Below are 22,814 nucleotides of genomic sequence, written 5' to 3' on the forward strand. Positions count from 1 at the left end.
CGTCAGCGCAGGTTGTCCCCCCAGCCGCCCTGGACCATGGTCTGGAACGCCCACTTCCCGTCCCGCTTGAGCAGGATGTCGGCGTAGCGGAGCCGCTGGGACTCGCCGTCGGCGGTCATGGTCGAGTCCGTGAAGACCACGGCCATCGAGGGGGACAGGAACACCGGGGTCCGGGTGGACTCGAAGGTGATGTCCTGGTCCCCCTCGCCCATCACGTGGGTCATGACCGCGACGAACTGGTCCCGGTCCCACTGCGCCGACCGCCCGTCTCCCGCGGAGTCGTCACTCACGAGGTTGAGCGGGAACACGGCCAGGTCCGCCATGCGCTCGACGTCGCGCTTCCCGCTCGCCGCGTCGTACTCGGCGAACCATGCGTCGAGGCTCGCGCGGTCCTCGGGGGTCGGGGTGTATCCGGTGTCGGGGAGGTGGGTCATACGGGCTCCTTCGGGGAGGGCTAGTCAAGTTTGCCTAGTGGGGGACGAGGGTGTGTCTGCCTCTTGTGGGTGCTGGTCAAACCTTATCGACGAACACCCCTGATGTGATCTGAATCACATCGGGGGTGCGGGGTGCTTACCGGTCCTCGAAGATCTCTTCGGCCTTCGGGGCGGTGACGGCGCGGGCGAGCCAGTGGCGGAGGAGGTCGGGGTCGGTGCAGTCCGTGATGCGGCTGCGGACGTCGTCGGAGACGTCGAGGCCGCGCTGTTCCAGGACGAACAGGATGTCCTCGGCACGGCCCTTGGCGCGGGCTTCTTCTCGGACTTCCCGCTGAACTTTTTGCCGGACTTCTTCTTGGACTTCCTGCTGAAGCTTTTGTCGAACTTCTTCGCGGACTTCCTGCTGAAGCTTTTGCCGGACTTCTTCTCGGACTTCCCGCTGAAGTTTTTGCCGGACTTCTTCGCGGACTTCTTCGGCGAGGTAGGACTTGTAGAAGGAGAGGTCCACGGCCACCAGGTTCCTCCAGAGGTGCTTGGCCGGGTTCTTGCCCAGGCCCTGTGCGGTGAATTCGATCAGGGGACTCGCGATGTCTTCGGGCACGTCCCGCAACGCGGTGGACAGGGCCTTCAGTATCGCATCGACGACCGGTTCGGCGGCGTGTGTGATGGCCGCCAGACTGGCCAGGACCAGGTCGGCGCGGGCCTCCTCCGGGGTTGTGATCACCGGCATGTTGTGCGGGCCGACGACCACGGGGCGCACGGTGAGGGTGGGCAGTTGGGGCGGTCCGCTGCTGACCGCCCGTTGGGCCCATTCGGCCGTGGCGTGATCCTGGCAGACGACCAGAAGGGCCGTGGGCAACCGGTACTTCGACCACAGGTACGCGGTGTAGTACGCCCAGCTCGCCGGCTTGTCCGGGTGCTTCCTGCCCTGGGCCTCGATGGCCAGGAGGAACGGGCCCTGTTCCACGGTCTCGAACCGCAGCAGTGTGTCCACCCGGCGTTCGACGGGATCCGCCTCTGTGAGGTCCGTCGGTAAGGCTGTCGCTTTCACCGGGGTCGGAATGTCCACCCCGAGGAAGCGTGAGACGCGGCTGAAGAGTCCGGGATCGTGCTGGAAGATCCGGTGCATCGCCTCGTGGGGCGGGCTGACCATGGGGCTCCTTGCGGTGTTACGGGTGAAGGGTGACTGACCGGCAGCTGCGGCAGTGGGTTTCGGTCGCGGTTTCGGGGACGCGGAAGGCGCGGTCGCAGCCGTCGCAGTTGCGCAACTGGTGACGAGGCGGTGGCGGAGTGGCCGGTGCGCGGAACGGGGGTGGGGGTGGGAGTCGGGCGGTGAGGCGGTGGGCGAGGAGGGCGGCGGGGCGGTGGAGATGTTCGTCGGGGAGGCCGTCGGTGAGGGCGTGGCGTACGGAGGTGGGGGTGACCTCGCGTTCCAGCCAGGCAGCGACTCCAGGGGCGAGGTGGGCGGTGTCGGTGGCGGAGAGCAGGAGGCGGGGGTCGCGGCTGCGCAGGCCGGTGAGGAGGTCGGTGGCCTGCTGGAGGAGGGCCGGGGCGGTGCAGCTGGGCTGGGGGACGGCGGGGAGGGTTTTGCGAGGGTGGGGCTGGGGCGTGTGTTCCTTGGTCGGGTGGGGGTGGGGCGCCCGCTGCCGGAGCGCTGCCCGCCCTGCTTCTTCGACCCGCGCCACGGCCCCTCGGTCGCCGACGCCGTCTGGACGCCGCCGGGCGGCGCCGAGCGCGAGGTCCCGGTGTGCGCGGCCGACCGGGCCCGGCTGGCGGACGGGGCTGGGGCGTGCGTTCCCGGGGCGGGCGGGGCTGGGGCGGTCGGTGGGGGCCGGTTCGCGTCGGTGGTGGGGCTGGTTGCAGGAGGTGGTGCGGGTGATGATGTGGCCGGTGGGGGTGCGGACGCGTTCGCGGCGGAGGTAGCCGTGGGTCTCCAGTTCGCGCAGGGCGTCGGCGATGCGCTTGGTGCCCTCTTTGAAGCGGGCGGCGAGGCTCTTGATGTCCACGGGGGTGCCGGTGGGCAGCGACTGGATGTGGCAGGCGAGGCCGATGGCGACCAGGGACAGCTCGGGGTGCTGGGTGAGGTGGTTGCCGATCACCACGAAGCGTTCGGTGTGGCGGGTGTTGTCGTGGATGACGCCGCCGGTGTGGTGACGCGATCGGGTCGGATTGCCGGCGGGGGCTGACCGGGCGCGCGGGGGCGCGCTAGTGTTTTGGGTATCCATCGGGAAGCGACTTCTTCCTTGGTGGTCAGGCCCTCGCAGCGGGATGCCAGTCCCGGCGGGGGCCGAAGTCTTTTTCGGGTGGTGTGCGCTGAGCGTAAGGGAGCTTGGGGCCCGGAAATCCAGCTGAACCGGTGATGTTCACCCACCCGAGTGACGACACGCCTCGGGCGGGAAAGGGTGGGGCTTGGTGGGGTGCTTTCCCCCCCGAGTTCTTCCTTGGGGAAGGCGCCGACGGCACCGGAGCACGAGAAATCGGGTTCCGGCGCCGTAAAGGGTGGATCGAGCCCGCACGGTGGCCGACAGGTGGGTGCCGTGCTGAAAACCGTGAGCAGTGGGTGGCCGAGTGACACTTGGGCGCTCGAATGAGCGGCGCGTGGACAATGGCGGCCGAAGTGTTCACATAGTGCGGAATGCGTTGTGTCCAGGGGCGGGCCGGCGTCAGCTTCCCGGCTCCCGCATCGGGGCGCGGGACGCCGACGGTTCCGGTGGGACGAGGCGCAGTTCGGCCCAGACGGTCTTGCGCGGGAAGCGGCCCTCGGTCACGCCCCAGCGATCGGCGAGCGCTTCGACCAGCAGCAGGCCCCGGCCGGACTCGGCGTCGGGGGAGGCCGGTTGCGGGTCGGGGAGGCGTTCGCCGCGTGTGTCGGTGACCTCGATGCGGAGGATGTCGGCGACGACGTAGAGCGTGAGCCGGAAGTCCCGTCCCGCGACGCGACCATGGGTCGCCGCGTTGACGGCCAGCTCCGCGATGACCTGGCGGGCCGGGTCCACGGGCAGTCCCCAGGAGCGCAGTTGGCCTGCTCCCAGCAGCCGGGCTTGGTGAGCGCCGCGTGGGGTGGGGGAGAGCAGCACGCTGAAGTTGCGGACGGAGGCGGTGGGTTCGGCGGTTTGCTGATTCACATCACCCAACATGGCCGGATCCGCATACCTTGGGTGGTGACTCAGTGCATGCGTACGGTCACTGTCCGGTGGTTGTCCGGTGCTGTCGTGGCTGTTCCGACGGTTGATACGGGCAGGACGCCGGGTGCGTCACGGACCACGACGAGGGAGAGGCGCGGTATGACGGCGGTCGAGGCGGAATCGGGCCGACTCAAGGAAGAGGCGGACGAACCGGGTTGGGAGGTCGACCCGGACGACGAGTGGGGCGTCGCGGTCATCACGACCGTCGGACGCCAGTTGAAACTGCGCCGCGAGGCGGCGGGGATGCGGGCCGCCGAGTTCGGCCGGATCGTCGGGTACGGCGAGGACATGGTCTACAAGATCGAGGGCGGCAAGCGGATCCCTCGGCAGGAGTTCCTGGACAAGGCGGACGAGGTCCTGAACGCGGGCGGCCTCATCGCGGCGGCCTGGGAGGACGTGAAGAAGGTCCGGTATCCGAAGACCGTTCGCGCATTGGGAAAGTTGGAGGACAAGGCGGTCGAGATCGGGGTGTACGAGTGCAACATCATCCCAGGGTTGTTGCAGACACCTGATCACGCGCGGGCCGTGATCGGGGCGGCGCAACCGCCCTACTCGCCGGACGACGTGGAGCGCATGGTTGCCGCTCGCCTGGCTCGGCAATCGGTTTTTCAGCGAGACCCGGCACCGTCGGTTCACTTCGTGCTGGAAGAGGCGCCGCTGCACCGGCAGGTTGGAGGCACAATGGTCTGGCGGCAGCAACTCGAACGCCTGTTGGAGGTGGGACGGTTGAACAATGTCTGGCTTCAGGTAATGCCGACGAACACCGAGCCGCACCCAGGACTGGACGGCCGAATCGAGTTGCTGAAGTTCCCGGACGGTACGGCAGTGGGGCGCTCCGACGGTAAGTTCAATGGGCGTCCTGTCTCTGACCCGAGGCAGCTCCGCGTCCTTGAGTTGCGGTACGGCACCGTCCGGGCGCAGGCCCTCCCGCCAAGGGAGTCGTTGACCTTCATCGAGAAACTGCTGGGAGAGACATGATGCGCAATGCCTCCACTGGGAACGCCTCCGATCTGGTGTGGTTCAAGAGCAGTTACAGCGGCGGTACCGACGGTGAGTCGTGCGTGGAGTTGGCTCTGACTCCTGGCGTTGTCCACGTTCGTGACTCCAAGGCCCTTGAGGGTCCGAGGCTTGCTCTTGGTCCGGAGGCTTGGGTGCGTTTCGTGGCGTTCGCTTCGGGCTCATGAACCGCAAGGTATCCACCAGGGACGCCTCCGACCTGGCGTGGTTCAAGAGCAGTTACAGCAGTGGCACTAACGGTGAGTCGTGCGTCGAGCTGGCTCTCACTCCTGGCGCCGTCCACGTCCGCGACTCCAAGAACCTCATGGGTCCCCGTCTCGCCTTCGCCCTGGACGCGTGGGCGCGTTTCGTCCCGTACGCGTCCGGGGACTGATCGCCGAAAGCGACCCCGAGAACAGGAACAAGGCCGTTCTCGGGGTCGCTCGGGTGGTGCCGGGTGCGCGGTGGGTCAGACCGTCACGCCGTTGGCGCGCAGGAACTTCGCCGGGTCGACGGCGGAGCCGTAGTTCGGGGTGGTGCGGATCTCGAAGTGCAGGTGGGGTCCGCTGGAGTTGCCGGTGTTGCCGGACAGGGCGATCTTCTGGCCGGTCTTGACGATCTGGCCGATCTTCACGTTGACCTGCGACAGGTGGGCGTACTGGGAGTACGTGCCGTTGCCGTGCTTGACGACGATCGCGTTGCCGTAGGCGGGGCCGTCGCCGGCGCCGTTGGGACCGGCCTTGACGACGGTGCCGCCGTGCGCGGCCATCACGGTGGTGCCGGTGGGGACGGCGTAGTCCTGGCCGCTGTGCTTGTGCGCCCACATGCCGCCGTTCTGGGCGAAGCTCGCGGACAGCTGGTAGCTCTTGACCGGGGAGACCCAGGAAGCCGTCGACTTCGCGGCGGCCTGCGCCTGGGCGGTGGTGGCGGCGCCGGGCGCGGCCGTGTTCTCGGCGGCGACCGCGGCCCCGACTCCCAGGACGACCGTGGCGCCCATACCGGCGGCCAGGACGGCGGCGCGGGTCTGGTTCAGGGACGTACGGGGGAGACGGGACGTGACGCGCTGGAGCATGGAGACCTCATGGGTGAGGGGACAGGGAAGCCATCGGCGGAACGGGTCCGTGCCGCGCTGGCTGTTCCTTGGTAACCGGAACCGGACAGAAGCCGCAAAGGTGTGACCTACGACGAAAGGCCGTACTTCAGGCGTGAGACGCACGTCTCTTGACCGATGGGCCCGGACGGGGTGAAACCCCCCATTTCAAGCCGATCGATCGACCTTGAGTCCTAAATGTCCCTTTTGGATTCAACCATTTTCCCACTATCCCGGGTAGTACCGGACGGAGCGCCTGTGCCGCTTGTCACCCGGAGCCTGATCCGGGGCCCGCGTGAATGTGGCGTGGGTCTCCGGGATCTCCGTCCGAGATATCCGTCCGGGATCACCCGCCCAGCACCTCCAGCGACACCCACAGCGCCACCGTCGACGCCACCAGCGCCGCCGGGACGGTGGCCAGGCCCAGCAGCGTGAAGCGCTTGAGGCTGACCTCGTGGGCGTGGTGGTGGGCGATGCGGCGCCACAGGAGGGTGGCCAGGGAACCCGCGTAGGTGAGGTTCGGGCCGATGTTGACGCCCAGCAGGACCGCGAGGACCGCGCCGGGGCCGGACGGCGCGGCCAGGGGGACGAGGGCGAGGACCGCCGGCAGGTTGTTGATCAGGTTGGCGAGCAGCGCGGCCACGCCCGCCACGGCCAGCAGGGCCGGCAGTGACGTGCCGTCGGGGAGGACCGCGCCGAGCGCGTCGCCCAGACCGTGGTCCAGGACCGCCCGCACGACCACGCCGAGGGCCAGGACGAACGCGAGGAACGGCAGGTCGGCCGAGCGGAGGACCGCGACCGGGGTGGTGCGGCGGCGGGCCAGGGCGCGTACCGCCAGCACGGTCGCGCCGGCCGCCGCCGCCCACACCGGGTCGATGCCGAGCGCGGACGCCACCGCGAACCCGGCGAGCGTGGCGGCCACCGTCACCAGGGCGAACAGCGGCGGCCTCGCCGGCTCCTCCGGCACCTCCGGCGCGGTGGGCGCCGCGTCCAGGTCGGCGGCGAAGAAGCGGCGGAAGACGGCGTACTCCACGGCGATCGCCGCCAGCCACGGCAGGGTCATCAACAACGCGAAGCGGGTGAAGCTCAGCCCCGTGGCGGTGAACGCGAGCAGGTTCGTCAGGTTCGACACCGGCAGCAGCAGGGACGCCGTGTTCGACAGGTGGGCGCCGGCGTAGACGTGGGGGGCGGGCCGGGCGCCCATGCGGGTGGCGGTGGCGAACACCACCGGCGTCAGCAGCACCACGGTGGCGTCCAGACTGAGCACGGCCGTGATCAGCGAGGCGAGGGCGAAGACCGCGCCCAGCAGCCTGCGCGGCCGGTGGCGGGACCAGTGGGCCATCCAGGTCCCGCAGGCGTGGAAGAGACCCTCGTCGGCGCAGAGCCTGGCGAGCACCAGTACGGCGGCGAGGAAACCGATCACCGGCCCGAGCCGGACGGCCTCCTCCCGCACCGCCGCCAGGGGGATCGCACCGGTCGCGATCACGACACCGGCCGCGGGCACCGCGAACGCGGCCTCCGGCCAGCGGAAGGGACGGACGACGGCACACACCAGCACCACGGCCAGCGCGGTGACGGACAACGATTCGAGCAGCACGGTCCCGATCATCCACAGGGGGCGACGGGACGCGGACACCGCGTCCCCGGGATGTCGCGGGGCGGTACCTTCGACCTCACGCCGATCCGGGCCGATGAGGAGAGTCAACGTGAGCAAGTTCGTGCGGCCCGCCGCCGAGGGCGCCGACCCGTTCGGTACGGCGCGCCTGCGGCGCGGGGTCCTGGACGCCTGGGTCACCAGCCCCGCCCGCTTCCGTGAGGACGCCAACGCCGAGGAGGACCTCGTCCTCGGCGGCTACCGGGACCGCCTCGTCGTCGAACTCGCCCAGAACGCCGCCGACGCCGCCGCCCGGGCCGGCGTGCCGGGAAGGCTGCGGCTCACCCTGCGCGACGGGGTCCTCGTCGCCGCCAACACCGGGGCCCCGCTGGACGCGGCCGGTGTCGAGTCGCTGTCCACGCTGCGCGCCTCCGCCAAACGGGACGCCCCGGACCGGTCCGTGGGCCGGTTCGGCGTCGGCTTCGCCGCCGTCCTCGCCGTCACCGACGAACCCGCCGTCGTCGGACGGCACGGCGGGGTCCGCTGGTCGCTGGCCGAGGCGCGGGAACTCGCGGGGGACACCGCCCGGCACAGCCCCGGCCTGGGGGACGAGATCCGGCGGCGTGACGGGCACGTGCCCCTGCTCCGGCTCCCGTTCGCCGCCGAGGGCACCGCGCCCGGCCCGTACGACACGGCCGTCATCCTCCCGCTGCGCGACACCGCCGCCACCGACCTCGCCGAGCGGCTGCTGCACGCCGTCGACGACGCCCTGCTGCTCGCCCTGCCCGGCCTGGAGGAGGTGGTCGTCGAGATCGGGGACGGGGAACCCCGTACCGTCAGCCGCCGCGACGAGGACGGACTCGTCGTCGTCGAGGACACCCGCGAGGGGACCACCCGCTGGCGCACCGCCCTCGCGCACGGCCCGCTCACCCCCGAGCTGCTCGCCGACCGGCCCGTCGAGGAGCGGCTGCGCCCCCACTGGTCGGTCACCTGGGCCGTCCCCGTGGACCCCGACGGGAGCCCCGCCCGGCCCCGCACCAGCGCCGTCGTGCACGCGCCCACACCCAGCGACGAGCCGCTCGGCGTGCCCGCGCTGCTCATCGCCTCCTTCCCGCTGGACTCCACCCGCCGGCACGCCGCCCCCGGCCCGCTCACCGACTTCCTCGTGCAGCGCGCCGCCGACGCCTACGCCGGGCTCCTCGCCGACTGGCGCCCGGTGACCGCCGGGATCATCGACCTGGTGCCGGGCCCGCTCGGCAAGGGCGAACTGGACGGCGCCCTGCGCCGGGCGGTCCTCGAACGGCTGCCCCGCACGTCCTTCCTCCCGCCGGCCGCCGGGCCGCGCGGACAGGACGGCGAATCCGACCTGCCGGAGTCGCTGCGGCCCCGGGACGCCGAGGTCGTCGAAGGCGCGGGCGCCGACACCGTACGGGTGCTGGCCGAAGTCCTCCCCACCCTGCTGCCCGCCGGCCTCGAACGCCGCGCGGAGCTGCGCACGCTGGGCGTGGCCCGCGTCCCGCTCACCGACGCGGTCGACCGGCTGGCCGGCCTGGAGAAGTCCCCCGACTGGTGGCGGCGGCTGTACGACAGCCTCGCCGGGGTCGACCCGGACCGGCTCTCCGGGCTGCCGGTGCCGCTGGCCGACGGCAGGACGACGATCGGCCCCCGCCAGGTGCTGCTGCCCGGCGCGGAGGCCGCCCGGATCGACCCCGAGGTGCTGGCCCGGCTCGGCCTCAAGGTCGCCCACCCGGACGCCGCCCACCCCCTCCTGGAGAAGCTCGGCGCGCTCCCCGCCACCCCGCGCGCCGTCCTCACCACCCCGCAGGTGCGGGCCGCCGTCGCCGCCTCGCTCGACGACGAGGGCCCGGTGAACTGGGAGGAGGACGCCCCGGACGCCGAGGAACTCGCCGACACCGTACTGGGCCTCGTGCGCGACGCCGACCTCGAACCCGGCGACGAGCCCTGGCTGGGCGCCCTCGCCCTCCCCGACGAGGACGGCGAACTCTCCCCGGCCTGTGAACTGGTCTTCCCCGGCGGTCCGTTCGCCCAGGTCATGCGCGAGGGCGAACTCGCCGCCGTGGACGGCGAACTGGCCGAGCGGTGGGGCGAACAGCCGCTCGCCGCCTGCGGGGTGCTGGTCGACTTCGCACTGATCCGCGCCACCGACGTCGTCCTCGACCCCGACGAACTGGAGCCGCGCGAAGGGGACTTCGCCGAGCCCGACGACGCCGGCCTGCTCGACGCCGTGGACGTGTGGAGCGAGGACGTCCTCGACCGCTTCCCGGACAGCCCCGTCCCGCCCGTCGCCACCGAGATCGTCGCCGTGCGCGACCTCGACCTCGTGGACGACGACCGCTGGCCGCAGGCCCTCGCCCTGCTGTCGCGGCCTCCGCTGCGCGACGCGCTCGTCCAGCCGGTGCGGATCCTGCTGCACGACGGCACCCACGAAACCGTGCGGCCGTACACCGCCTGGTGGCTGCGCGGGCACCCGGTGATCGGCGGTCGCCGTCCCGCCGGCCTGCGCGCGGCCGGCGGTGACCCGCTGCTGCGGGGCCTGTACGACGAGGCCGACGCGACCGGGTTCGAGGACGAGCAGGTGCTGCGGGCCCTGGGCGTACGGACCTCGGTGGCCGCCCTCCTCGACGAGCCCGGCGGCGCGGCGGAACTGCTGGACCGCCTCGCCGACCCCGACCGCCCGGTCACGGCCGCGCAGCTGCACGCCCTGTACGGCGCGCTGGCCGAGCTGGACCCCGAGCAGGTGACCCTGCCGGACGAGCTGCGGGCCGTGGTCGACGGCCGGGTCGAGGTGGTGGACGCCGCCGACGCGGTGGTCGTCGACTCGCCCGACCTGCTGCCGTTCACGTCCGGTGTGCCGCTGCTGCCGGTGCGGCCGGCGCGGGCCGCCGAACTGGCCGAGCTGTTCCAGGTGCGGCGGCTGAGCGAGTCCGTCACCGGCGGGGTGGACTCCGAGGGCACGGAGCACGACGTACCGGACGCGGTGCGGGTGCTGCTGGGGCCGGGCACCCCGGCGTCGTACGTCGAGCACGAGGAACTCGTCGTCGACGGCGTGGAGATCGACTGGCGGCTGACGGACGACGGCGTCCTGCACGCCGCGACCCTGGAGGGCGTGGCCGCGGGCCTCGCCTGGGCGGCGGGCCAGTGGCCCCGGCGCTTCGAGGTGGCGGCGCTGCTGGAGGACCCGTCGCGGACGGAGGAGCTGGCGCGGGACCGCTGGTTCGACTGAGCCCGGAAACTCCCGCACGAATCTTTCACTTCTCGTACAACCATATGACCGAGTGGTGCATCTGATCATGCGAGTCAACAGACTCCACGATCATTCGGGGCCCCGGCCGACGACGAGCCGTACGAAACGACCAGCGTCGGGGCCCCCCTTCTCCAACGTGGGGAACACATGCGTATTCGCGCCACCGTGGCCGCCGTCTCCGGCGCCCTGGCCCTGTCCGCCCTCGCCGTCCCGGCCGCGCACGCCGACGGTCACGACGCGGCCCTCGACGTGCCGAGCGCCGCCGAGCGCTTCGGAACCCCCTCCGCCAAGTCGGGCTTCCGCGCCGCCGCGGAGGAACTGCCCGTCGTCACCAAGGTGACCATCAACTCGGGCAAGGCCGTCGCCGTCGGCACCACCAACGCCAAGAACTTCACCGTGTCGGTGACCGCCCGCCACTCGACGGGCATCGAGGACGCCTTCGTCGCCCTGTGGCACGGCACCGCGCTCACGGAAGAGGGCCTCGACGGCGTGCTCATCCCGAACGAGGAGGTCGCCAGCTGCAAGGCCTCCAGCGCCACCACCTCCACCTGCAAGCTCACCTTCACGGCCTACCCGGGTATCGACCTGTACCAGAACTCCCTGGCCGGCACCTGGAAGGTGTCCGTCGCGGCGCTCTCCGGCGACGGCAGCGTGTACGGGAACGACTACCACACGACCCACAAGGTCCAGCGCTACTCCAAGCTCACCGTCAACGCCTCCCCCGAGCCGGTGAAGAAGGGCAAGACCGTCACCGTCACGGGCAAGCTGTCCCGCGCCAACTGGGAGACCGGCAAGTACGCCGGCTACACCGGCCAGTCGGTGAAGCTGCAGTTCCGCAAGAAGAGCTCCAGCACCTACACCACGGTCAAGACCATCAAGACCAACTCCAAGGGCGAGCTGAAGACCACCGTCAAGGCCTCCGCCGACGGCTACTACCGCTACTCCTTCGCGGGCACCACGACCACCCCGGCGGTCAACGCGGCCGGTGACTTCGTCGACGTGAAGTAAGCGCCTCCGCGCTAAGCGGGAACGCGGCGGTCCACCCACCTCCACAGGAGTTCCAGGGTGGCCGCCGCCACCACCGCGATCCCGGTCGCCGTCCAGGGCATGGTCATGCCGACCAGCCTCAGCGCGAAGAACTCCTGCAGCCACGGCACCACCAGCACCAGCAGGAACCCGGCCCCCATCGCCGCGACCAGCCCGATCCGCCACCAGGTGTACGGCCGGGCGATGATCGCCAGCACCCAGAGCGAGATCAGGAACAGCGTCAGCGTCGCCGCGCTCGTCTCCGCCTCCAGCGCGCCCGCACCGGTGTAGTGCTCCCGGGCGACCAGGTACGACGCGAACGTCGCCACCGCGGCCAGCACCCCGCCCGGGATCGCGTACCGCATGACCCGCCGCACGAAGTTCGGCCGCGCCCGTTCCCTGTTGGGGGCGAGGGCGAGGAAGAACGCCGGGACGCCGATGGTCAGCGTCGACAGCAGGGTCAGGTGGCGCGGCAGGAACGGGTACTCCACCTGCGAGACCACCACCAGCACCGCCAGCAGCACCGAGTACACCGTCTTCACCAGGAACAGCGTCGCGACCCGGGTGATGTTGCCGATCACCCGCCGCCCCTCCGCCACCACCGACGGCAGCGTGGCGAAGCTGTTGTTCAGCAGCACGATCTGGGCGACCGCCCGCGTGGCCTCCGACCCGGAGCCCATCGCCACGCCGATGTCGGCGTCCTTCAGCGCGAGCACGTCGTTCACGCCGTCGCCGGTCATCGCGACCGTGTGGCCGTTCGACTGGAGCGCGCCCACCATGTTCCGCTTCTGCTGCGGGGTGACCCGCCCGAACACCGTGCCGTCGTCCAGCGCCTTCGCCATCCCGTCCGGGTCGGCGGGCAGCCGGCGCGCGTCCACCGCCGTCCCCGACAGGCCCAGCTTGGACGCGACCGCCCCGACCGACACCGCGTTGTCCCCGGAGATGACCTTGGCCCGGACGTCCTGCTCGGCGAAGTAGCGCAGGGTGTCGGCCGCGTCGGGGCGCAGCCGCTGCTCCAGCACCACCAGCGCGGCCGGCCGTACGCCCTCGGCGGCGGCGGGGTCGTCGACGTCCACGCCGTCACGGGCGCGGGCGAGCAGCAGCACGCGCAGTCCCTGCTCGTTCATCCGCCCGGTCTCGGCCAGCGCCGGGTCGCCGGGGTCCAGCAGCACGTCGGGCGCCCCCAGCAGCCAGGTGACGGACGTGCCGGAGCCCTCGTCGAACGTCGCGCCGCTGTACTTGCGGGCGGAGGAGAAGGGCAGCGTGTCGGTGAGGCGCCACCCGGTGGTGTCCGGGTACGCGTCGATGATCGCCTTCAGGGAGGCGTTCGGGCGGGGGTCCGCCGAGCCGAGTTCCCCCAGCACCTCGCGGAGGTACGCCTCGTCACCGTCCCCCAGCACCCGCAGCTCGGTGACGTCCATGCCGCCCTCGGTGAGCGTGCCGGTCTTGTCCAGGCAGACCGTGTCGACGCGGGCCAGCCCCTCGATCGCCGGCAGCTCCTGCACCAGGCACTGCTTGCGCCCCAGCCGGATCACCCCGATCGCGAAGGCGACCGAGGTGAGCAGGACCAGCCCCTCGGGGACCATCGGCACGATCCCGCCGACCGTGCGGGCGACCGAGTCCTTCAGCTCGTTGTCCTTGACCACCAGCTGGCTGACGATCAGACCGATCGCGGTCGGCACCATCATCCACGTCACGTACTTGAGGATCGTGGAGATGCCCGAACGCAGCTCGGAGTGGACCAGCGTGAACCGGGACGCCTCCTCGGCGAGCTGCGCCGCGTACGCCTCGCGCCCCACCCGGGTCGCCTGGAAGGCGCCGCCGCCCGCGACGACGAAGCTGCCGGACATGACCTGGTCCCCGGGCCGCTTCACCACGGGGTCGGCCTCGCCGGTGAGCAGCGACTCGTCGATCTCCAGGCCGTCCGCCTCGGCGCACACCCCGTCGACGACGACCTTGTCCCCCGGCCCGATCTCGATCAGGTCGTCCAGCACGATCTCGGAGGTGCCGACCTCCGCGGCCGTCCCGTCCCGGCGCACCGTGGGCCGTACCTCGCCGATCACCGCGAGGGAGTCGAGGGTCTTCTTCGCCCGCCACTCCTGGACGATGCCGATGCCGGTGTTGGCGAGGATCACGAAGCCGAACAGGCTGTCCTGGATGGGCGCGACCACCAGCATGATCAGCCAGAGCACGCCGATGATCGCGTTGAACCGGGTGAGGACGTTCGCGCGGACGATCTCGGCCAGGGACCGGCTGCTGCGCACCGGTACGTCGTTGACCTGCCCGCGCGCCACCCGGTCGGCCACTTCCGCGGCCGTCAGACCGGTCACCGGTGAGGTGACCTCGGCGGGTCGCACGCCGTCGACCCGGTCGCCCGCCTCGAGATGCGTCATGCATTCGACGGTACGTGCGGATCCGGGGGGTCACCCACCCGATCGGCGGAAGATCCGACCTGGGGAGGACGGCCGTAGTGCCGTGGTCGTACGGCGGTGGCGGGGAGGCCGGCCTGGTTCGGTCGGCCGGGCTCAGTCGTACGGCGGTGGTGCGGGAGCCGGTCGGGCCGGGCAGGTACGGCGGCGGCGCGGAGGCCGCCGGGCTCAGGCGGCCGGCGGGGTGGGGGAGCGGTCCGGCTCCGGTGCCCCGGCCGCCCGCGCCCGCTGGATCGCGGCCTCGCGCCTGCGGACGTACCAGATGCCGATGAAGCCGAGCCCGCCGCCGGCCAGGCAGGTCCACAGCCACCAGGTGTGGCCGTGGTCGTCGAACCAGCCGTAGAACGGCAACTGGACCAGGAACAGGGCGAACCAGACGATCGTGCCGCCGATGATGGTGGCGACCACGGGGCCCTCCAGGGGCTCCGGCGCCTCGTGCTTGGGGGTCCACTTCGCCATGCGGACAAGCTTACGAGGCCCGGCGCGTGACGGGGACCGCACGGGCCCCCACGGTTCTACGCGCGGAGATAGCGTGGACGACGTTATATGTTCATACTGAATCCGTTTGTCTCTGACCGCTTTCATTCGTAGAAAACACCAAAGGGCTTCGGGGGGCGCCCACCGGTGATGAGGTCCCCGCATGTCCCCGTCGGCCACCACCAAGGCCCCCACCCCCGAGCAGCCGGGGCCGGGTGCCGCGTCCGGCGCCCTCGACCGCTACTTCCGGATCTCCGAGCGCGGCAGCACCCTGCCCCGTGAGATCCGGGGAGGTTTCGCCACCTTCTTCGCCATGGCGTACATCATCGTGCTGAACCCGATCATCCTGGGCAGCGCGAAGGACATGTACGGCAACCAGCTCGACAACGGCCAGCTGGTCACCGCGACCGCCCTGACCGCGGCGTTCACCACGCTGCTCATGGGCGTCATCGGCAACGTCCCGATCGCGCTGGCCGCCGGTCTCGGCGTGAACTCGGTCGTCGCGCTCCAGCTCGCGCCGCGCATGTCGTGGCCGGACGCCATGGGCATGGTGGTGCTGGCCGGTTTCGTCGTGATGCTGCTGGTCGCCACCGGTCTGCGCGAGCGCGTGATGAACGCCGTCCCGCACGGTCTGCGCAAGGCCATCGCCATCGGCATCGGCTTGTTCATCATGCTGATCGGTCTGGTCGACTCCGGGTTCGTCACCCGTATGCCGGACGCCGCCCAGACCACCGTCCCGCTCCAGCTCGGCACCGGCGGTCACCTCACCGGCTGGCCGGTGCTCGTCTTCGTCCTCGGCGCGCTGCTGACGCTGGCGCTGATCGTGCGCCGGGTGCCGGGCGCGATCCTCATCTCGATCGTCGCGATGACGGTCCTCGCGGTGATCATCAACGCCGTCGCCGACGTCCCGTCCTGGGGCCTGACGACGCCGACCTGGCCCGGCAACCCGGTCGCCACGCCCGACTTCGGCCTGGTCGGCGAGGTCAGCCTGTTCGGCGGCTTCGGCAAGGTGGGCGTGCTGACCGGCGTCCTGTTCGTCTTCACCGTGCTGCTGTCGTGCTTCTTCGACGCGATGGGCACGATCATGGGCGTCTCGGACGAGGCCAGGCTGACCGACGCGCAGGGCCAGATGCCCGGCATCAACAAGGTCCTGTTCATCGACGGTGTCGCGGTCGCCGCCGGCGGTGCCAGCTCCTCCTCGGCCACCACCGCGTTCGTGGAGTCCACGGCCGGGGTCGGCGAGGGGGCGAGGACCGGCTTCGCCAACGTCGTCACCGGCGGACTGTTCGCGGTGGCGCTGTTCCTCACGCCCGTCGCCACGATGGTCCCGTCCCAGGCGGCCACCCCGGCGCTGCTCGCGGTGGGCTTCCTGATCCTGGCCGGTTCGGTCAAGGAGATCGACTGGGCGGACCACACGATCGCCGTCCCGGCCTTCGTGACGATGGTGATGATGCCGTTCACCTACTCGATCACCAACGGCATCGGCATGGGCTTCATCACCTTCGCGGTGCTGCGGCTGGCGGCCGGCCGCGGCCGGGAGGTCCCGCCGGCGATGTACGTGGTGGCGGCGGTGTTCGCCTTCTACTACCTGATGCCGGCCCTGGGCCTCACCTGATCCCGCACACGGGTCCCACGGGCCTCACCCGGCCCCGTACCACGGGCCTCACGTGACCCCGTAGAACTTCTCCGTCTCCTCGACGGCGGTCTGGAACCGCTGGTCGAAGTCATCGCGCATGAGCGTCCGGACGACATAGTCCTGGACGCTCATGCCGCGTCTGGCGGCATGAGCGCGGAGTCGTTCGAGCAGGTCGTGGTCGATGCGCAGGCTGAACACGTCGGTCCCCATGCGCATGAGGGTTGCTGCACACCATGGTGTGGCGCGCCACGATTCGCGGATGAATCACTCGTACGGGTGAGAGAGCGTGACAGTGGCGGGGGTCACGGGCGCGTACGCGCTTCCCGGGTGGTCCTTAGCGAGAGTAATGAGTTACGCTAAAGAACATGCCGGACCTCAGCCATGGCGACGACGCAGCCGCCGTGAACGCCCTCCGATCCGCCGTGATGCGGCTGTCCCGTCGGCTCAAGCACCAGCGCGTCGACGAGTCCCTCAGCCCCACCGAGATGTCGGTGCTGGGCACCCTGGCCCGCTGCGGCCGGGCCACCCCGGGCGAGCTCGCCCGCAAGGAGCACGTCCAGCCACCGTCGATGACCCGCATCGTGGCCCTGCTGGAGAGCAAGGGACTGGTCCGCCTCGAGCCGCACCCCGACGACCGCCGCCAGAAGGTCGTCACACAGACCGGGCGGGCCGAGGCGATGCTCGAGGAGAGCCGCCGCAAGCGGAACGCGTTCCTGGCCTCGCTGGCCGAGGAACTCGACGACGACGAGTGGGCGAAACTGCGCGCCGCCGCCCCCGTGCTGGAGAAGCTGGCGCACGTCTGAACACACGGCACACCGACAGCCAGGAGGCGAACCCTTTTGAGTACGGGACCCGGAGCAGCTTCCGCCCCCGCACCTGACCCCCACGACACCCCGGCCGCCCCCGACCCCACCTCCACCCCCACCCGCAAGACCTCGATGTTCTCCTCGCTGAAGGTCAGGAACTACCGCCTGTTCTTCATCGGTCAGGTCGTCTCCAACATCGGCACCTGGATGCAGCGCATCGCCCAGGACTGGCTGGTCCTCGGCCTCACCGGCTCCTCGGCCGCCGTCGGCATCACCACGGCCCTGCAGTTCCTGCCGATGCTGCTGTTCGGCCTGTACGGCGGCGTCCTCGTCGACCGCCTGCGCAAGCGCCCCACGCTGCTCGTCACGCAGACCGCGATGGCCCTCACCTCCCTCGCCCTCGCCGCCCTCACCCTGACGGACCGGGTCGAGGTCTGGCACATCTACGTCGCCGCCTTCGCCCTCGGTCTCGCGACCGTCGTCGACAACCCGGCCCGCCAGTCCTTCGTCTCCGAGCTCGTCGGCCCCGGCCAGCTGCAGAACGCGGTCAGCCTGAACTCCGCGAACTTCCAGTCCGCCCGCCTGGTCGGCCCCGCCGTCGCGGGCCTGCTGATCACCGGCGTCGGCACCGGCTGGGCGTTCCTCCTCAACGGCCTGTCCTTCGTCGCGCCGCTCGCCGGCCTGATGCTGATGCGCGCCCGGGAACTGCACGCCGTCGAGCGCGCCCCGCGCGGCAAGGGGCAGCTGCGGGAGGGCCTGCGCTACGTCACCGGGCGGCCCGAGCTGATCTGGCCGATCGTCCTGGTCGGCTTCATCGGCACCTTCGCCTTCAACTTCCCCGTCTACCTCTCGGCCTTCGCCGACGACGTCTTCCACGGGGGCGCGGGCACCTACAGCATGTTCAACACGCTGATGGCGGTCGGCTCCGTCTCCGGCGCCCTGCTCGCCGCCCGGCGCGGCACGGCACGGCTGCGGCTGCTGATCCTGGCCGCGCTGGCCTTCGGCACGCTGGAGATCCTCGCCGCCGCGTCGCCGGAGCTGTGGATGTTCGCCCTGATCATGGTCCCGCTGGGCCTGTTCTCGATGACCGTCAACGTCACCACCAACACCAGCCTCCAGATGGCCACCGACCCGGCGATGCGCGGCCGCGTCATGGCCCTGTACATGATGGTCTTCCTCGGCGGCTCCCCGGTCGGCGCCCCGATCGTCGGCTGGATCACCGACACCTACGGCGCCCGCGTCGGCTTCGCGGCCGGCGGCGCGGTCGCGGTCGCCGCGGCGGCCGTCATCGGCCTGATCCTGGCCAGGGTCGGCGGCCTGCGCCTGTCGGTGGGCTGGCACCGGGGGCACCCGCAGGTGCGGTTCCTGCCACGGGAGCGTCGGGAGACGCTGACGCCGGCGGTCTGACGGCAGACTGGCCCCATGAGACTCTTCGCCGCCGTACTGCCGCCCGAGGACGTGCTCCAGGAGCTCGCCGCCGAGGTCGCGGAGTTGCGGAGGCTGCCCGGGGCGGACGGGATGCGGTGGACCGGGCGGGCCGGGTGGTCCTGCGGCGGAGCCGCTGACCGGCCCCGAGGCGGAGCCGCTGATTGGCACTTCACGCTCGCGTTCTACGGCGAGGTCGACGACGAGCTCGTGCCGGAGCTGACCGCGCGGCTGGAGCGGGCCGCGGCCCGGACGGACTCCTTCGAGCTGGCCCTGTGCGGCGGCGGACAGTTCGGGCACGGCAGGGTGCTGTGGGTCGGTGCGGAGGGGGACCTGCGCGCCATGCGGCTGCTGGCCGAGCGGGCCGGGGCGGCGGCGCGGAAGGCGGGCGTGGCCATGGACGAGCACCGGCGCTATAAGGCCCACCTGACGGTGGCCCGCGGCCGGGGCACCGTCGACGTACGGCCGTACGTGGCGGCCCTGCACGCGTTCCGCAGCCGCACCTGGACCGTGGACGAGCTGGTGCTGGTGCGCAGCGACCTGCCGACGTCCGGAGTGCCGGGCGAGCAGCCCCGCTACGAGGCGGTCACCCGGTGGGCACTGGGCGCGGCCCGTTAGGCTCGACGGCGTGGACCCGAAGACTCGTAACCGGATCATGGCCAGTGTGCTCGTGCTGATGTTCGTCGTGGTGGCAGTGGCGGCGGCGCTGGGCAATTAGCGCCGCCGCCCGCCCCGTACGCGCCCTACCAGGCGAAGGCCTCCGGTGACGGACCCGGGCCCGGGAAGATCTCGTCCAGCGAGGTCAGCAGCTCCTCGCTCAGCTCCAGCTCGACCGCGCGCAGCGCGGAGGCGAGTTGCTCGGCCGTGCGCGGGCCGACGATCGGGCCGGTCACGCCGGGCCGGGTGAGCAGCCAGGCCAGTGCGGCCTCGCCGGGCTCGACGCCGTGCTTGTCGAGCAGGTCCTCGTACGCCTGGATCTGCGCGCGGGACGACGGGTCGGCCAGCGTGTCGGCGGCCCGCCCGGAGGCGCGTCGGCCGCCCTGGACCTCCTTCTTGAGCACACCGCCCAGCAGACCGCCGTGCAGCGGCGACCACGGGATGACCCCGAGCCCGTACTCCTGCGCGGCCGGGATGACCTCCATCTCGGCGCGGCGCTCGGCGAGGTTGTAGAGGCACTGCTCGCTGACCAGGCCGATGGTGCCGCCGCGCCGGGCGGCGATCTCGTTGGCCTGGGCGATCTTGTAGCCGGGGAAGTTCGAGGACCCGACGTAGAGGATCTTGCCCTGCTGGACGAGGACGTCGATCGCCTGCCAGATCTCCTCGAACGGGGTGTCCCGGTCGACGTGGTGGAACTGGTAGACGTCGATGTAGTCCGTCTGGAGCCGCTTCAGGCTGGCGTCGACGGCCCGGCGGATGTTCACCGCGGACAGCTTGTCGTGGTTGGGCCACGCCTCGCCGTCGGCGCCCATGTTGCCGTACACCTTGGTCGCGAGGACCACCTTGTCGCGGCGCTCGCCGCCCTTCGCGAACCAGTTCCCGATGATGCTCTCGGTCCGGCCCTTGTTCTCGCCCCAGCCGTAGACGTTGGCCGTGTCGAAGAAGTTCAGTCCCGCGTCCAGCGCGGCGTCCATGATGGCGTGGCTGTCGGCCTCGTCGGTCTGCGGACCGAAGTTCATCGTCCCGAGGACGAGTCGGCTGACCTTGAGTCCCGTGCGTCCGAGCTGTGTGTACTTCATGGTCATCAAGCCAACGGCCTGGAGTGCGCTCTATGCAAGAGGGCTCAGTCGCGGGGGAAGCCGTCCGTCTTGAGTGTGAGCCCAAGAGGCGTAGTGGTCATGTCTACTTCCCCGCCGAAGGTGACGGATGTGTCGCTGAGATAGTCACCGTCCTTGGGCTGGGTGAACAGACGGCACTTGCCCAGGTAGGGATCGATGATCAGGTAGACGGGCACTTCGGCAAGCGCGTATGAGGTCCTCTTGGGGCCGTAGTCCTTCTGGCCGGTGTCCTTGGAGATGACCTCCGCGATGAACTCGACATCCTCGGGGTGCCAGCGCCCCTCCGCGTCGGTTTCGGCGTCGTCGCGAAGTTTCGCCAGGTCCGGGGCAAGACCATTCCGATGGCCGGGAAAGTCGATGCGGACGTCCGACACCAGTTTCACGTCCGCGCCGAAGCGCTCCATGAGCACTTTGATGATCAGGAAAATGATCTGCCAGTGTGCGTTCCGTTGTGGCGACATGTAGATGCCCCCCCTGACGATCTCGACCTTGTATCCCTCGGGGACGGGCATCTTCTCGAGTCGCTCGAACATCTCGTCGAGCCAACGCGTGTTGTCGCTCTTCGCCATCGCGATCCTGTCGTCGAGGACGGTCATCGTCGCGCTCCTCCCCGGCTGTCCCACCGACGAGTACAGCCGCGCGGTACAACGATACGCACGGTAAACAGGACACGGGGCAGAGCGCATATGCCAGCACTCCCCGGCCGCTACGCCGCCCCGTACGGCCCGCCCAGACCCCACCCCCGCCACATCGCCTCCGCGAACGCCCCCGCGATCCTGTGCTCGCCGGTCTCATTGGGGTGCGTGCCGTCGTAGGTGTCCGTGTGGAAGTCGTACGACGCCGGAGGCGGGACCAGCAGCAGGGAGGAGTCCGGCTCGTCCAGGTCGGCGACGGTCTTCGCGAGGAGTTCGTTGAAGTGGGCGACCTGTCCGGCGAAGGCCGGGTCGGACTCCACCCGGACGTTGCGGATCACCGGCATGACGGCCGCGCGGACGCGCGGGTTCGCGGCCCTCGCCCCGGCGACGAAGGCGCGGACGTTCTCCGCCGTCTGCTCGGCGTTGGTGTAGAAGCCCAGGTCGATCAGGCCCAGTGACACCAGCAGCACGTCCGCGCGACAGGAGCGCACGGCCCCGCCGATCAGCGGGGCCATGTGCTGCCAGCCCTCGCCCCAGCCGGCCAGGTGGGCACGCGGGAAGCCGGGGTCGGCGTACGCGGACGAGGTGGGGGCGTCCGTCGACGGGTCGTGCAGCGTCTCGCGCGGGCCGACCAGCGTGAAGGGGCCGTCGTACGCCGTGCACAGGTGCCGCCACAGCCGGTAGCGCCAGGTGTGTTCGCCCGCGCTCCCGATCGTCATCGAGTCACCTACGGGCATGAACCTGAGCACCCGATCATCATGGACGATCGGTCCGGTCACCGCGATCCGTCGCGATGTGAGTCCGGACACCCGCCCTGAAGTGCGTTGACCGATGGCACTCTTGGCACATGCGCCGATCCTTCGCCCTGCTCGCCGCGACCCTCCTCACGGGTGCGCTCACCGTGCCCGCCGCCTCCGCAGTCGACGGCGACGAGGGCTTCACCCTCAAGGACCCGCGCATCACCGAGTCCAGCGGACTCGCCGCCTCCCGCCTCCACCCCGGCGTCTACTGGACACACAACGACCAGGACGACGGGCCCTACCTGTACGCCGTCGACGGCGGCACCGGCGAGACGGTCGCACGTATCGCGCTCTCCGGCGTCGGCACGCTCCGCGACGTCGAGGCCGTCTCCATGGGCCCCGGCGACAAGATCTACGTCGGTGACATCGGGGACAACCTCGGCGGCACCTGGCCCCACGTGTGGATCTACGAACTGCCCGAGCCGACGGAGCTGAAGGACCGGACGGTCCGGGCGACGCAGTACGTCGTGAAGTACGCGGACGGCGCCCGCGACGCGGAGTCGATGGTCGTCCACCCGAAGACCGGACGGGTCTACATCATCGACAAGAACGAGGACGGCGGCCACCTGTACGAGGGCCCGGAGAAGCTCTCCGCCTCCGGGACGAACGTCTTCGAGCCCACCGTCCCCGTCGACCTGTGGGCCACCGACGCCGCGTTCTCCCCGGACGGCGAGCGGCTCGCCGTGCGCGGCTACCTCGGAGGCATCTGGTACGACTGGAACGGCGGCGAGATCCGGCGCGGGGGGCGGATCAGCGTGCCCCTGGGGCAGGGCGAGTCCGCCACCTACACCACCGACGGCAGGAAGCTGCTGCTCGGGATGGAGGGGGCCGAGAGCCCCGTCGAGGCCGTGGACGCGCCCGGAGGCGGTGGAGAGCCGGGGGCGGGTGCCGAGGGGGAGGGGAGCGGGACCGGCGCCGGCGCCGCCGACGGCACCGGGGGCGAGATCAAGATCGGTGCCGCCGCCGCGGCGGCCGTCCTCTGCGTGCTCCTCTTCAGGGTGCTGCGACGCCGCAACCGCTGATCAGCCGTTGATCCGCCGTTGATCAGCCGTCCTGCCGCTCCGCGTTCCGCCCGGCGACGAACACCTCGAGACCGTCCAGGATGCGCTGCAACCCGAACTCGAAGTGGTCGAAGCCGGAGCCGAAGGTGTCCTCGGAGAGGCCGGCCAGGACGGGGTAGCGCCCGCTGAGCATGGCCGCCTGCATCAGGTCTTCCACAAGGCGCCGGACCTGTTCGCGCG

Annotated in this window: 22 protein-coding genes and 1 pseudogene; 10 read left to right on the forward strand and 13 right to left on the reverse strand. The window is 70.9% G+C overall.

What is annotated here, in order from left to right; all coding sequences use genetic code 11:
• Positions 1–2 precede the first annotated feature (2 nt).
• From ACH5AO_RS30570 to ACH5AO_RS30585, 4 genes are all read right to left on the reverse strand, one after another.
• Entirely contained in the window at positions 3–434 is a 432-nt protein-coding gene (locus ACH5AO_RS30570) for a DUF4440 domain-containing protein (protein WP_398930265.1), read from the reverse strand.
• A 136-nt stretch (positions 435–570) separates the two neighbouring features.
• On the reverse strand, positions 571–1,587 hold the full coding sequence (locus ACH5AO_RS30575) for a hypothetical protein (RefSeq protein ID WP_398930267.1): 1,017 nt from the start codon (positions 1,585–1,587) through the stop codon (positions 571–573).
• Between the two features lie 16 nt (positions 1,588–1,603).
• Positions 1,604–2,659, reverse strand: coding sequence for a helix-turn-helix domain-containing protein (locus ACH5AO_RS30580; RefSeq protein ID WP_398930269.1), 1,056 nt, complete (start codon positions 2,657–2,659; stop codon positions 1,604–1,606).
• Between the two features lie 438 nt (positions 2,660–3,097).
• Positions 3,098–3,559 (reverse strand): ATP-binding protein, encoded by a 462-nt coding sequence (locus tag ACH5AO_RS30585; RefSeq protein WP_398930271.1) that lies wholly within the window; start codon positions 3,557–3,559, stop codon positions 3,098–3,100.
• Between the two features lie 159 nt (positions 3,560–3,718).
• Between ACH5AO_RS30585 and ACH5AO_RS30590 the strand changes: the two genes are divergently transcribed.
• The 3 genes from ACH5AO_RS30590 to ACH5AO_RS30600 are packed head-to-tail and all read left to right on the forward strand — an operon-like array spanning position 3,719 to position 5,009.
• A complete protein-coding gene (locus ACH5AO_RS30590) occupies positions 3,719–4,597 on the forward strand; it encodes a helix-turn-helix transcriptional regulator (protein WP_398930273.1) in 879 nt (292 codons plus the stop codon).
• The gene (locus ACH5AO_RS30595) at positions 4,597–4,803 is read left to right on the forward strand and encodes a DUF397 domain-containing protein (protein WP_398930386.1); all 207 of its coding nucleotides are present in this window, start codon (positions 4,597–4,599) and stop codon (positions 4,801–4,803) included. Before ACH5AO_RS30590 ends, ACH5AO_RS30595 begins: the two co-directional genes overlap by 1 nt.
• The gene (locus ACH5AO_RS30600; RefSeq protein WP_398930275.1) at positions 4,800–5,009 is read left to right on the forward strand and encodes a DUF397 domain-containing protein; all 210 of its coding nucleotides are present in this window, start codon (positions 4,800–4,802) and stop codon (positions 5,007–5,009) included. The genes ACH5AO_RS30595 and ACH5AO_RS30600 overlap by 4 nt, the downstream gene beginning before the upstream one ends.
• 75 nt (positions 5,010–5,084) lie before the next feature.
• Here ACH5AO_RS30600 and ACH5AO_RS30605 read toward each other — a convergent pair whose 3' ends face one another.
• Together ACH5AO_RS30605 and ACH5AO_RS30610 are read right to left on the reverse strand one after the other, a co-directional pair.
• Positions 5,085–5,687 carry a M23 family metallopeptidase gene (locus ACH5AO_RS30605; protein ID WP_398930277.1) on the reverse strand — a complete coding sequence of 201 codons (603 nt, stop codon included), beginning with the start codon at positions 5,685–5,687 and terminating at the stop codon, positions 5,085–5,087.
• A 364-nt stretch (positions 5,688–6,051) separates the two neighbouring features.
• A complete protein-coding gene (locus ACH5AO_RS30610; RefSeq protein WP_398930279.1) occupies positions 6,052–7,314 on the reverse strand; it encodes an arsenic transporter in 1,263 nt (420 codons plus the stop codon).
• Positions 7,315–7,411: 97 nt separating this feature from the next.
• On the opposite strand from ACH5AO_RS30610, the gene ACH5AO_RS30615 reads away from it, so the two are divergent.
• Positions 7,412–10,543, forward strand: a complete 3,132-nt coding sequence (locus tag ACH5AO_RS30615; protein ID WP_398930280.1) for a sacsin N-terminal ATP-binding-like domain-containing protein — start codon at positions 7,412–7,414, stop codon at positions 10,541–10,543.
• Between the two features lie 168 nt (positions 10,544–10,711).
• The gene (locus tag ACH5AO_RS30620) at positions 10,712–11,572 is read left to right on the forward strand and encodes a DUF5707 domain-containing protein (protein ID WP_398930282.1); all 861 of its coding nucleotides are present in this window, start codon (positions 10,712–10,714) and stop codon (positions 11,570–11,572) included.
• Between the two features lie 11 nt (positions 11,573–11,583).
• On the opposite strand, the gene ACH5AO_RS30625 is transcribed toward ACH5AO_RS30620, so the two are convergent.
• Entirely contained in the window at positions 11,584–13,983 is a 2,400-nt protein-coding gene (locus ACH5AO_RS30625) for an HAD-IC family P-type ATPase (protein ID WP_398930284.1), read from the reverse strand.
• Between the two features lie 204 nt (positions 13,984–14,187).
• A complete protein-coding gene (locus ACH5AO_RS30630) occupies positions 14,188–14,478 on the reverse strand; it encodes a DUF2530 domain-containing protein (RefSeq protein WP_398930286.1) in 291 nt (96 codons plus the stop codon).
• A gap of 181 nt (positions 14,479–14,659) precedes the next feature.
• Between ACH5AO_RS30630 and ACH5AO_RS30635 the strand changes: the two genes are divergently transcribed.
• A complete protein-coding gene (locus ACH5AO_RS30635) occupies positions 14,660–16,111 on the forward strand; it encodes an NCS2 family permease (RefSeq protein WP_398930288.1) in 1,452 nt (483 codons plus the stop codon).
• 48 nt (positions 16,112–16,159) lie between these two features.
• On the opposite strand, the gene ACH5AO_RS30640 is transcribed toward ACH5AO_RS30635, so the two are convergent.
• Entirely contained in the window at positions 16,160–16,342 is a 183-nt protein-coding gene (locus ACH5AO_RS30640; protein WP_398930290.1) for a ribbon-helix-helix protein, CopG family, read from the reverse strand.
• Between the two features lie 155 nt (positions 16,343–16,497).
• Between ACH5AO_RS30640 and ACH5AO_RS30645 the strand changes: the two genes are divergently transcribed.
• From ACH5AO_RS30645 to thpR, 3 genes are read left to right on the forward strand one after another with little or no spacing between them, the layout of a single operon-like run.
• Positions 16,498–16,935: a MarR family winged helix-turn-helix transcriptional regulator gene (locus tag ACH5AO_RS30645; RefSeq protein ID WP_398930292.1), complete on the forward strand. Its 438-nt coding sequence runs from the start codon at positions 16,498–16,500 to the stop codon at positions 16,933–16,935.
• 36 nt (positions 16,936–16,971) lie between these two features.
• The gene (locus tag ACH5AO_RS30650) at positions 16,972–18,345 is read left to right on the forward strand and encodes an MFS transporter (RefSeq protein ID WP_398930294.1); all 1,374 of its coding nucleotides are present in this window, start codon (positions 16,972–16,974) and stop codon (positions 18,343–18,345) included.
• A 15-nt stretch (positions 18,346–18,360) separates the two neighbouring features.
• The gene (thpR, locus tag ACH5AO_RS30655; protein WP_398930296.1) at positions 18,361–18,981 is read left to right on the forward strand and encodes an RNA 2',3'-cyclic phosphodiesterase; all 621 of its coding nucleotides are present in this window, start codon (positions 18,361–18,363) and stop codon (positions 18,979–18,981) included.
• A gap of 125 nt (positions 18,982–19,106) precedes the next feature.
• Here the strand turns inward: thpR and ACH5AO_RS30660 are convergent, their stop codons facing one another.
• The 3 genes from ACH5AO_RS30660 to ACH5AO_RS30670 all read right to left on the reverse strand — a co-directional run bounded on the left by ACH5AO_RS30660 (position 19,107) and on the right by ACH5AO_RS30670 (position 21,492).
• Positions 19,107–20,099: an aldo/keto reductase gene (locus ACH5AO_RS30660; RefSeq protein ID WP_398930298.1), complete on the reverse strand. Its 993-nt coding sequence runs from the start codon at positions 20,097–20,099 to the stop codon at positions 19,107–19,109.
• A 44-nt stretch (positions 20,100–20,143) separates the two neighbouring features.
• Positions 20,144–20,734 (reverse strand): Uma2 family endonuclease, encoded by a 591-nt coding sequence (locus tag ACH5AO_RS30665; protein ID WP_398930300.1) that lies wholly within the window; start codon positions 20,732–20,734, stop codon positions 20,144–20,146.
• A gap of 110 nt (positions 20,735–20,844) precedes the next feature.
• Positions 20,845–21,492, reverse strand: a complete 648-nt coding sequence (locus tag ACH5AO_RS30670; protein ID WP_398930302.1) for a GDSL-type esterase/lipase family protein — start codon at positions 21,490–21,492, stop codon at positions 20,845–20,847.
• 128 nt (positions 21,493–21,620) lie between these two features.
• Here ACH5AO_RS30670 and ACH5AO_RS30675 point away from each other — a divergent pair, with 128 nt between their 5' ends.
• Positions 21,621–22,595 (forward strand): WD40 repeat domain-containing protein, encoded by a 975-nt coding sequence (locus ACH5AO_RS30675; RefSeq protein ID WP_398930304.1) that lies wholly within the window; start codon positions 21,621–21,623, stop codon positions 22,593–22,595.
• Between the two features lie 22 nt (positions 22,596–22,617).
• On the opposite strand, the pseudogene ACH5AO_RS30680 reads toward ACH5AO_RS30675, so the two are convergent.
• Positions 22,618–22,779, reverse strand: a pseudogene (locus ACH5AO_RS30680) (TetR/AcrR family transcriptional regulator C-terminal domain-containing protein); the annotation flags it as partial.
• Between the last annotated feature and the right edge of the window lie 35 nt (positions 22,780–22,814).

This window comes from Streptomyces sp. NPDC018964 (genome assembly GCF_044390325.1).
GTDB lineage: Bacteria > Actinomycetota > Actinomycetes > Streptomycetales > Streptomycetaceae > Streptomyces.